The organism is Selenomonadales bacterium, assembly GCA_017442105.1.
GTDB lineage: Bacteria > Bacillota > Negativicutes > RGIG982 > RGIG982 > RGIG982.
This window is the reverse complement of the sequence record JAFSAX010000174.1, coordinates 1-3291: the sequence shown is the minus strand read 5'-3', so window position 1 is coordinate 3291 and position 3291 is coordinate 1. Positions and strand designations below refer to the sequence as shown.

Below are 3291 nucleotides of genomic sequence, written 5' to 3'. Positions count from 1 at the left end.
GGGCGGGGTTTTCTGCCAAACTTTTGGAGAAGCATCCTATTGACGGCAAGATCAGATCATGGCTTAGAGAACGATTCAGTAAAAATGTTGAGGTCGTGTGTGCTGTCGGTGAAAGTAAAAAACAGGATATCAAGCAGGACTTGATGACAGATGCCTATGTAGAAGCGATTCAAGAGAATCGTTCTTCTGCACCGACAACGAAAAGTAAAAGTGCAGCAAACGGCGATATCATACATGGGCGCAAGATCAAAGGAGATGCTCGCTCGATCGGAACGATCTTGGAAGAAGACAGAGATGTTATCGTTATTGGTCATCTGAGTAAGATCGAAGAAAAGGAACTCAGAACAGGTCGATTCTTATTGACGTATGATATCAGTGATACGACGAACGGTCTTAGCTGCAAGATGTTCTTCGAAGAAAAAGAAAAGTTCGAAAAAGTCAAAGGTGCACTCAAGGCCGGCATGAAGGTCAAACTGAAAGGAACGGCCAAAGAAGATAAGTTTAATAACGATATGGTCTTATTTGTCGATCATATCAATCTCGAAAAAGAAGATGTGCGTGAAGATACAGCAGAAGTGAAACGTGTCGAGCTTCATGCGCATACACAGATGAGCAATATGGATGCTGTCGTATCGGCGAAGGCACTTGTATCGACGGCGGCGAAGTGGGGGCATCGTGCTGTTGCGATCACCGACCATGGCGTTGTACAAGCATTCCCTGATGCCTTTTCGACATCGTCAAAAGCTGGTATCAAGGTCATTTACGGGATGGAAGGATATCTTTTCAACGATGATATCAAGAACGCCTACCATATCATCATTTTGGCAAAAAACAGAGTCGGTCTTCGCAACCTGTATCGCTTGGTATCGATCTCTCATTTGAAATATCTGTTCCGTACACCGCGTATTCCGAAAGCTATCTTATCGGAACATCGCGAGGGGCTTATCCTCGGGTCTGCCTGTGAAGCTGGTGAACTCATACAAGCGATCGTAAACGGTGCGCCCGAAGAAAAACTTCTCGAAATCGCATCGTATTACGACTATCTCGAGATACAACCGTCGGGCAATAACGACTTTATGCTCCGCAAAAATATCGTTGACAGTCCTGAAGCACTCGATAATATCAATCGCAAAGTATGCGAGCTCGGTACAAAGCTGGGTAAGCGTGTCGTTGCGACATGTGACGTACACTTTCTCAATCCCGAAGATGAGATATATCGTCGCATCCTAATGAAAGGCAAAGGCTTTGACGATGCTGATTATCAGCCGCCGCTCTATTTCCGTACGACGGAAGAGATGCTTGCTGAGTTTCAATATCTCGGCAAAGAAAAAGCATACGAAGTCGTTGTCAAAAATTCGAATGCGATAGCCGATGAGATAGAAGTGATAAAACCATTCCCAAATGCACTCTATTCTCCGCAGATTCCGGGTGCAGAAGAACAGATCAAGTCGATGTCGTATGCAAAAGCACGACAACTCTACGGTGACCCGTTGCCGAAGCTCGTAGAAGATCGCCTCGAGTATGAGCTGAATTCGATTATCAATAACGGTTTTGCCGTGTTGTATCTGATTGCGCATAAGCTGGTAAAAAAATCGCTCGATGACGGATATCTGGTCGGTTCGAGGGGGTCTGTCGGTTCATCGTTCGTTGCGTATGCTACGAATATCACCGAGGTAAATTCGCTTCCTCCGCATTATCGTTGCGCTGACTGCAAGCACAGCGAATTCATCGACGACGGTTCGTTCGGTGCAGGTTTCGACTTGCCTGATAAGGACTGTCCGAACTGCGGTAAGCGCATGGTAAAAGACGGACATAACATTCCGTTTGCCGTATTTATGGGCTTTAAAGGAGATAAGGTACCTGATATCGACTTAAACTTCTCGGGTGACTATCAGCCTGTTGCCCATAAGTATACGGAAGAATTGTTCGGTCGTGACAACGTATTCCGAGCAGGGACGATCGCGACTGTTGCCGACAAGACGGCATACGGATATGTAAAAAAATATTTTGATGAAAAAGCACTTCCTGTCAGAGATGCTTTTATCAACGGTGTTGTGCAAGGCTGTACGGGTGTAAAACGTACGACGGGTCAGCATCCCGGCGGTATCATGGTAGTACCGCGTAATATGGACGTTCATCATTTTACGCCTATTCAGCATCCTGCCGATGATAAGGATTCGACGACGATCACGAGCCATTTCGACTATCACTCTATCCACGATTGTCTTGTCAAGCTTGATATACTCGGGCACGATGATCCGACAGTCATCAAGCTTTTGGAGGACTTGACCAAGCGTGATCCGAAAACGATTCCGTTCGATGATGCCGATACGATGAAACTGTTCTCGTCTACCGAGTCGCTCGGCATCTCGCCCGACGACCTGGGAAGCCAAGTCGCAACGTATGGTATCCCCGAATTCGGTACGAAATTCGTAAGACAGATGCTTGTCGATACGATGCCCAAGACGTTCAGCGAACTTGTTCGTATCAGTGGATTCTCGCATGGTACGGACGTATGGCTCAACAATGCGCAGGACCTCATTGTCAGCGGTACGGCGAAGCTGTCCGAAGCGATCTCGGCACGTGATGACATCATGAACTATCTCATCCAAAAAGGCATGGAACCGTCACTTGCGTTTAAGATCATGGAGAAGGTTCGTAAAGGCAAAGGTGTAGAACCCGAAAATGTTGCCAAGATGCGTGAAAGCAATGTGCCCGAATGGTATATCGAATCGTGCCAGAAGATCAAATATATGTTCCCGAAAGCGCACGCAGTCGCATACGTTATGATGGCATTTCGAATCGCGTATTGTAAGGTGCATTATCCGCTTGCGTTCTATGCGGCGTATTGTACGGTACGTGCAACAGAATTTGATGCCGATCTTGCGGTGCAAGGACAACGTGCCATCAAGAACAAGTTGGTTGAATTTGAGCAGCGAGGCGGTAATGCACTCAGCGTAAAAGAAAAAGGTCTTCAGACGACGCTTGAGATACTTTTGGAGATGTATCTGAGAGGATATTATATCGTACGTGTCGATCTCAATAAATCGGACGCTGAACGATTCATTATAGAAGACGATCACTTGATCATGCCGTTCGCCGCACTCGAAGGCGTCGGTGCCAATGCGGCAAAAGGTATCGTCGAAGCACGTAACGATGCACCGTTCTCTTCGATCGAAGATGTACGTGTACGCTCGCATATCTCTAAAAGTGCGATCGAGATCATGCGTCAGCACGGATGCTTTGAAGGCATGACAGAGACCGATCAAATGATGCTTTTTTAAGTAAAAT

At 46.6% G+C, this 3291-nt stretch carries 1 protein-coding gene; it reads left to right on the top strand.

What is annotated here, in order from left to right:
* On the top strand, positions 1-3284 hold a 3284-nt coding region (locus IJN28_06945; GenBank protein ID MBQ6713502.1), incomplete at its 5' end, for a PolC-type DNA polymerase III.
* Positions 3285-3291 lie beyond the last annotated feature (7 nt).